This window comes from Pontivivens nitratireducens (assembly GCF_014235845.1).
GTDB lineage: Bacteria > Pseudomonadota > Alphaproteobacteria > Rhodobacterales > Rhodobacteraceae > Pontivivens > Pontivivens nitratireducens.
Window position 1 is genome coordinate 1 of record NZ_JACJUQ010000036.1, and the last position, 6,302, is coordinate 6,302.

Annotated in this window: 9 protein-coding genes; 1 reads left to right on the top strand and 8 read right to left on the bottom strand. The window is 61.5% G+C overall.

Annotated elements, in window-relative coordinates:
- Positions 1-106: 106 nt before the first annotated feature.
- From H1S03_RS17120 to H1S03_RS17135, 4 genes are all read right to left on the bottom strand, one after another.
- On the bottom strand, positions 107-259 hold the full coding sequence (locus tag H1S03_RS17120; protein WP_166194682.1) for an antitoxin PaaA2 family protein: 153 nt from the start codon (positions 257-259) through the stop codon (positions 107-109).
- Positions 249-413 carry a hypothetical protein gene (locus tag H1S03_RS17125; protein ID WP_166194679.1) on the bottom strand — a complete coding sequence of 55 codons (165 nt, stop codon included), beginning with the start codon at positions 411-413 and terminating at the stop codon, positions 249-251. The genes H1S03_RS17120 and H1S03_RS17125 overlap by 11 nt, the downstream gene beginning before the upstream one ends.
- A 95-nt stretch (positions 414-508) precedes the next feature.
- Positions 509-1,027 carry a type II toxin-antitoxin system YhaV family toxin gene (locus H1S03_RS17130; RefSeq protein ID WP_166194676.1) on the bottom strand — a complete coding sequence of 173 codons (519 nt, stop codon included), beginning with the start codon at positions 1,025-1,027 and terminating at the stop codon, positions 509-511.
- Positions 1,024-1,350, bottom strand: a complete 327-nt coding sequence (locus tag H1S03_RS17135) for a type II toxin-antitoxin system PrlF family antitoxin (RefSeq protein ID WP_166194673.1) — start codon at positions 1,348-1,350, stop codon at positions 1,024-1,026. Before H1S03_RS17135 ends, H1S03_RS17130 begins: the two co-directional genes overlap by 4 nt.
- A gap of 252 nt (positions 1,351-1,602) precedes the next feature.
- On the opposite strand from H1S03_RS17135, the gene H1S03_RS17140 reads away from it, so the two are divergent.
- Positions 1,603-2,268 carry a hypothetical protein gene (locus tag H1S03_RS17140; RefSeq protein WP_074647077.1) on the top strand — a complete coding sequence of 222 codons (666 nt, stop codon included), beginning with the start codon at positions 1,603-1,605 and terminating at the stop codon, positions 2,266-2,268.
- On the opposite strand, the gene H1S03_RS17145 is transcribed toward H1S03_RS17140, so the two are convergent.
- The 4 genes from H1S03_RS17145 to H1S03_RS17160 form a co-directional block, all read right to left on the bottom strand.
- Complete coding sequence (locus H1S03_RS17145; protein ID WP_166194670.1) at positions 2,265-2,921, bottom strand: DUF6927 domain-containing protein; 657 nt, start codon at positions 2,919-2,921, stop codon at positions 2,265-2,267. The two genes, H1S03_RS17140 and H1S03_RS17145, sit on opposite strands and share 4 nt — an antisense overlap.
- A complete protein-coding gene (locus H1S03_RS17150) occupies positions 2,921-3,583 on the bottom strand; it encodes a regulator (protein WP_166194983.1) in 663 nt (220 codons plus the stop codon). The genes H1S03_RS17145 and H1S03_RS17150 overlap by 1 nt, the downstream gene beginning before the upstream one ends.
- A gap of 76 nt (positions 3,584-3,659) precedes the next feature.
- Positions 3,660-5,642: a ParB/RepB/Spo0J family partition protein gene (locus H1S03_RS17155; RefSeq protein WP_185805291.1), complete on the bottom strand. Its 1,983-nt coding sequence runs from the start codon at positions 5,640-5,642 to the stop codon at positions 3,660-3,662.
- A gap of 158 nt (positions 5,643-5,800) precedes the next feature.
- Positions 5,801-6,190, bottom strand: a complete 390-nt coding sequence (locus H1S03_RS17160; RefSeq protein ID WP_166194664.1) for a DUF3768 domain-containing protein — start codon at positions 6,188-6,190, stop codon at positions 5,801-5,803.
- Positions 6,191-6,302 lie beyond the last annotated feature (112 nt).

Genomic DNA, 6,302 nt, shown 5'->3' on the forward strand with positions numbered 1-6,302 from the left:
ATGCTGACAAACAAGCGAAACGTGCTCGATTCGCCGACAGCCCCATTACGGCATCTTTCGCTTTTCAGGGTGACGGGATGAGACTGCGCTGGCCTCCAAGGCGTGGTCAGGACTTGGGTTCGACCTGCCGCTTCGCATCAATCAATGCCTGTGCGGCCTGCATCACCTGAACCTGTGAAGTTCCATCGCGTGCATCCTCAAGCGCGGCCTTTACCTTCATGCGAAACCAAGCGTCATACGCATTCGCTTCAGCGGCCACGGACATACTCCTCGAGACCCATATCCAGCAGCTTGCCGAGGTCATCGGGCATGTCTGCAACGCGCACATCAAATTGCGAGTGCTTCCATTTCATCCGAGATGCGCCTTGCTCATCGGTGCCGAAGTGCGGCTCTTCCTTACCCGTTGGATCCATTGCGCTTTCTCCGACTATACTATGGGTCGATGCTACATCACCCAGAGTGGTGCCGTAAACGGCAATGCCGAAAGATTCACAGCAAACCGGGCCACTTACCGGTCAGGCACCGCGTCAAGGGACGTCTCGAACCGCTTGTCCGCCGCCGCAGCTTCTTTCAGGAGCGCGTCGAAATCGTCAGGTGGATTTCCATCTTCCAGCATCCCTTTGAACGTCGCATAGGCATCCGTCTTGCTGCCGTAGGCGCGCAGGGTCTTGTCGTCGTTCACCCAGGCCGCCACGATGATCTTCGCATCGCTGTTGAACCGGTAGAACAACCGATACTGCTGGAAGAATTTCGCCCTGAACCAGTGCTTGCGGTGATCGCCGAGTGTGCCCCCTTGCCGAAAGGCGGCGGCACCGGGATCTGCCGGTATGGCCTCGGTCACCAGCGTGAAGATGGCGGCCAGCCGTTTCGTGCAATTTTTCTTGCGCCAGGCCTTGGGATCGCGTGCCTTACGCGCCTCGACCTCCAGGGTCAGCCATTCGAGCTGGTCCAGAAAGAGCGGATGCGCATAAATCGACCATCCGTTTACGACAAGGCGCGCTTGGGCAGGCACGCTATCGCCCCTCATTCATCCTCGAGCGACAGCGGCGCATTAAGATCGACGTCAACGTCTCCGACCAGTGCTGCAAGACGGTCATGCAAAGCCCCATCGAACGCCCGAATGCGGTCTGGATGCGCCTTGATATCGGCCTCGACAAAATCGAGAAAGGCTCCGAGCACGGGATCTTCCTCATCGCTGCGCACGGGCTCGATATAGACCCTGCCACTCGGCTCGGTGCAGTAGCGAATCTGGTCGCCCTTGCCCAGCTTGAGCTGTTTGCGCACACCCGCCGGCACGGTCGTCTGATACCGATCCGTGAGTTTCGAGACATCTTGTGCGAGCGCTGTCATGGCAGTCTCCTGAAAGAATGGGGTCTTTGCTGCCTGCGATAGGTAATGCATTTGCATTACCTTGTCAAGACAAGCCGCAGGATCTGCTGTCGTCGACCGGCCAATCAAACGGTTTTTTCGGAGTCGGGCTCGAAAACTGAAAAACCCGCCGCAATGCGACGGGCTTTTGCTTTCTTTGTGCAATGAGGGGAGGCATAGTGCCCGCAGTCTCAAAGCTCATGCCTTATATGGCACCGAAAGTCTTTACTGTCAATGTATCCACCGTTCACGGCTGATGAAGAACACCACCTTCCGAACGTCCTATCCGCACCTAGGTTTGCGACCTATCTGCGCGAAACCGGCAATGATAGGACGCGAGCTCTCCACCTATACCACTGGAATCTTCAAGTATCAGCCGCGTTCATGGTTCCACTCCATGTTTTGGAAGTTGCGCTGCGAAACGCGATCGTGGAAGCAATCGAAGCTGTCCATGGAGGAACATGGCCTTGGACACAAGGCTTCATCCGTTCGTTACCGAACCCGCGCGGTCCGGCATACAGCCCCAAACGAGACCTCGAAGGTTGCGCAGCACAGCAACCCACTGCCGGAAAGGTCGTCGCCGAACTGAAGTTCGTGTTTTGGGAGAAGATGCTGACAAACAGGCACCAAGGCAGACTGTGGGACGATCATTTCTACGCAGTGTTTCCGGACGCGCCTCGTGGTGTCGCTGCCAGCCAGCGCCGATCAGAATTAAGGTCTGACATTGAAGCCGTGAGGAGGCTCCGCAACAGAATCGCACACCATGAGCCTGTTTTTCCGCGCGCCCTTCAGGATGATTTTGATCGGATCATCCGCTGCATAAGATGGCGCAACGAAACGACCAGCAACTGGGTGCTGGAAATCGAGACGGTGCGCGCACTACTCGCAGTGCGCCCCTAAGCGTCCCGCCCCGCTAGGAATTCCGCCAGCACAGGACTGGCCGCGCCCTTTGCGGAGCTGAGCAGCTCTGAGCCCGTAAGCGAGGCCTTCGACAGGCGTACGAGCCCACCGGTTTCCTCGATGCGGTAGCAGCGGCGTTTCTGCCGACCCCGCCTGTAGTGCGTCGCGGTGACGATCTGGCAGGTGCTGCCATCGGTGAGCGTCACAGGGGAGGCGAGCTTGATCTTGTCGCCTTCCTGGTAATCCGGGATCGCAGCCCAATCCCGGCAGCGCTGGCGCCAGTCCTGGGCGTAGCTGTCCGGGTCTTTCAGGTAGGAGAGGAGTTTGATCAGCCCAAGGGGAGCGCGCGACTCGTTCGGGCCAGCGCTTTCCTCCATGTCCTTGTAGCCCCAGCAGCCGTCATCGTATCGGGTGAGGAAGACGGCACCGAAGGTGATCGAGCCGTCCGCGTCCGTGACATAGGTCGCGTCCTCGACAGGCGTGCTGTCAAGATTGGTGACCCTTGCCGCCGCATACCAGGTGGAGCCGACCTTGCAGGCCTTGACCAGTTCGGTTTTGCGCGTGTCGCCCTCGAAGGTGCACAGCCGGGTGATCTCCGCTTTCTCATCCGCGTAGGTCTGGACGCGGCCGTCGGTGTAGAAGAGCCAACCCATCACGCCACCCTCCGATCATCGATTTCCATCAGGGCATCGAGCGGCACGCGGTAGGGCTGCATCGCGTCGAAATCCTCGCAACGTTTATGGGAATGATTTGAAGCACCAATACCCTGCCGCGCTGCGCGCTCTCGGGACATTGGTGCTGCATCTTCTTCTTCGTATTCCCAAAACGCCGAATTGCCGCAGTTCTGAACGATTGCGAAGGTATCGCAGGCATCCTTGAGGATGACCCGGAAGGTGCCGCCGATGAGATAGTCCGAGGCCCGGCTCACGAAGACGCAGATACTGTGGCCATCGGTGGCGAGCCGGATCGCGCCCCGCCCCCGGTCGATGAGCACCTGCACATCGTCGAGGATGTCGGTGTAGAACTGGCCGGTCAGATCGCGGAACGCCATGCGGCGCTGCGCCATCCAGTCGGTGTCCCGGAACGGATTCATGCCGTCGGCGAAGGCGAAGGATGGATCGGCCTGTTCGGTGGTGACGATACGGGTGGTCGTGCAATCGATGCCGTTCGAGCGCAGATGCACACCATTGCCGACGATGAGGACCAAGGCGGGTCTGTCCACGGGTCCGTTCCAGTTGGGCAGGAAGGTCTGGCAGGCGCGCGCATGCGCGATCTGCGTCGCGACAGCGGACGCAGAAAACTTGAGAATAGCCATGGGGATGTCTTTCCATAGAGTTTGAGGGGGTCGACCCGCACGGGCGGCATGGTCCACGCGCGGGTCGCGTGGTTGCTCAGGCCGCTTGTGCGACCTCGCTGTCAGGCTCCGGGGTTTCCGCAGTGGGCTCCGCCTCATCAAACGCGACACCGGCGGTCTGCATCATCGGCGGGCACCATGCGGCCACGGCAGCGCGCTGCGCGTCCGTAAGTGTGGCGAAGGGCTCGGCGAAGAGCTTGTCGCAGAAGGCGACGATTTCCTTCTTGCTGGATGAGGCCAGCGTCACCGCCTCCTGGGCGAGGCCCAGATCCTCGCCGAGGATTTTCAGGAGCCAGGCCTTCTTGAAGCGATTGAAGAGCGCCGCATTCGGCGTCCAGTGGGCGCGGATGTCGGGCATGACCTCGATCTCGAACGCATGCATCAGGCTGTCGCGCTGGCGGTCCCGCGCGAAGCAGGACTGCGTTGTGCTGGCGGTTGCATAGGCCACGAGCCTGGCCTTCTCGCCTGCCTCCAGCGCGCGGAACGCCGCAAACTGATCGGCGGGCGCACGGGTGTCATCGAGCCACGAGAGATCAAGCGCATCATGCGCCGCCGCCACCTGCTCGAGCGAGGTCTCGTCGATCTTGTCCATCGTGGCGTGGCTGCGGTATTCCTTGCGGGCCTCGACCTTGATCGCCTGCGTGACACTCATGCCACTGGCCAGAACGTCACTGACAAGCTTGAAGAACGTCAGATCGAGCGTGGCCTCCGGATGCAGCGCCATCGCGGCACCGAGGGCCATGGCCCGCTCGGTCTTGAGATCCTCGGCCAGCGAGGCCGGGTAGCTGATTTCGCCGGCGTCGGGGGCTTCCTCCCCGGGCATGTTGGCCAAGGAGCCGCGCGCGCCCTCCTCTTTCACGTTGTCCTCCGGGCGGACGAGGCCCACATGGAGCGTGACCTTACCGGCCGACCACGACGCAATCACACCAGCGCGGGCGAGGTCCTCGGTGCTGTAGGCCTCCTGCAGGTCGCGGGCTTCCTCTTCCAGAGCGTCCACGCGCTCGTAAAGGGCGTTATAGGTGTCGTCCTCGAGCCCCTCATCCTCCATCTCGAGCTGCAGTTTCTCGAGTTCGGCGGTGATCTCATCGATGCGCTTTTGCGCAGCCTCATCAGGCTCGATCGGGCCGGGATAAACGCGGCCGTAGTCGGCCATGGTCGCGTAATCATAGCGGACCATCGCATCGGCCCAGGCAAAGCCCAGCTTTATGCGGGCCTCTTCGGCGGCGGCCCCGAGCTTCTCGAGCAGGATGGTCTCGACCAGCGCTGCATCCTCCAGCACGGAATGCTCTTCCAGAAGGTCAGCCGCGACGGCGCCGCCGCGGGCCTCGTAGTCCGCGCGCACGAAAGCCCCGATATCATCGCTGACCTGCACGCCGCGGGATTTGAGGGCCTGACGGACGGTATAGGCCTGCAGATAGCCGCCGTCCTTCGTGAGCGCCTCGAAGACCTCGCGCTGCGCCTCCTGGCTCGGGTGCTCGGCAAAGGCCTTCATCGTGTCGAGCGTGATCACCTTGCCCCGGGCCGCGGCGCGGATGTCGGGGTGGATCAGGCCATAGCGCAACCGGCCTTTCACGGCGGCCACCGTGGTGCCGAAGGTCTTTGCGATGGTCTCGGGCGTCTGGCCGTCGACCTCCATCATCCGCGCGAAAGCCTCGAACTCGTCAATGGCGTTCATCGGCGCCTGGGTGATGTTCTCGGCAAGTGACAGGGCCGTGGTGACGTCGCAGTCGTCAGGCACAAGGCGGCAGTCGATCTTGGTCTTCGCAGTGAACCCCTTGGTGGCCTTGTCGGCGCCCAGCTCCTTCAGGGCAGCGTGACGGCGGCCACCGGCGAGGACGGCATATTTGCCGTCGAGTTTCTGGACGATAAGCGGCTGGAGCAGGCCCAGCACGGCGATGCTGGCCTTCAGATGGGCGATGTTCTCGAGGTCATAAGTTTCCGGTGAGTTGCTGCGCACATTGGCGGGATGCGGGACCAGATCGCCGATGGCGACGGTGAGAGGGGCAAAGCTTGTGGTCATGGGATATCCTTCCAGGTGGGTAAGGTGTGGCCCGCGCCTTCACGCGCGTGACCAATCCCCGGCTTCAGGGATCACCATGACAAAAGGCCCACACTCCCTTTGAGGGGACAGTGGGCCTTCATCGCTTGGGGTGTCAGGAGGGGGTGTCCCCTGCCCTTCTACCAGTCGCGCGCCAGCATGATGGTCAGCACGCGCATGGTGGTGGCGGGGTTGTCCGGGATCTCAGCCCCGTAGCGGAAATCGGAATCTGCCTCATAGAGATCGATTTTCCAGAACACGGTCTCGCCACGGATCTCGACCGCCCCGAAATCGTGCCATCCCTCCGGGTCGTTCTCGGGCTCGAACGTGGCAAACTCGCCGGTTGCCTTCACCGCCTCGGCCATGAAGCCGTCACCGGCCTCCATGAGCGATCGGGTGACATGCATGCGACCCTGGATGGGCTGCGCGGGTGGTACCCCGAGGCAGGCAAGCTTGCGGAACGCGTCGTTCTGCGCCGCAATCACCGTCGGATCAGGACGGTCTGGCTGGGGTTGAACAGTCACGGACATGGGGATCTCCTTTGAGAAGTTGAAACACCCTTCCCAAAGCCCGCTTCCGTAATGGGGCGGGCCTCTGTCAAGGGTTTCGGGCAAGTCAAAAATCCCGGCGAAGATCTCATTC

Coding starts and splice junctions, on each gene's coding strand:
- H1S03_RS17125 (WP_166194679.1), bottom strand. CDS start 413: ATGGATCCAACGGGTAAGGAAGAGCCGCACTTCGGCACCGATGAGCAA.
- H1S03_RS17130 (WP_166194676.1), bottom strand. CDS start 1,027: ATGAGGGGCGATAGCGTGCCTGCCCAAGCGCGCCTTGTCGTAAACGGA.
- H1S03_RS17135 (WP_166194673.1), bottom strand. CDS start 1,350: ATGACAGCGCTCGCACAAGATGTCTCGAAACTCACGGATCGGTATCAG.
- H1S03_RS17140 (WP_074647077.1), top strand. CDS start 1,603: ATGTATCCACCGTTCACGGCTGATGAAGAACACCACCTTCCGAACGTC.
- H1S03_RS17145 (WP_166194670.1), bottom strand. CDS start 2,921: ATGGGTTGGCTCTTCTACACCGACGGCCGCGTCCAGACCTACGCGGAT.
- H1S03_RS17150 (WP_166194983.1), bottom strand. CDS start 3,583: ATGGCTATTCTCAAGTTTTCTGCGTCCGCTGTCGCGACGCAGATCGCG.
- H1S03_RS17155 (WP_185805291.1), bottom strand. CDS start 5,642: ATGACCACAAGCTTTGCCCCTCTCACCGTCGCCATCGGCGATCTGGTC.
- H1S03_RS17160 (WP_166194664.1), bottom strand. CDS start 6,190: ATGTCCGTGACTGTTCAACCCCAGCCAGACCGTCCTGATCCGACGGTG.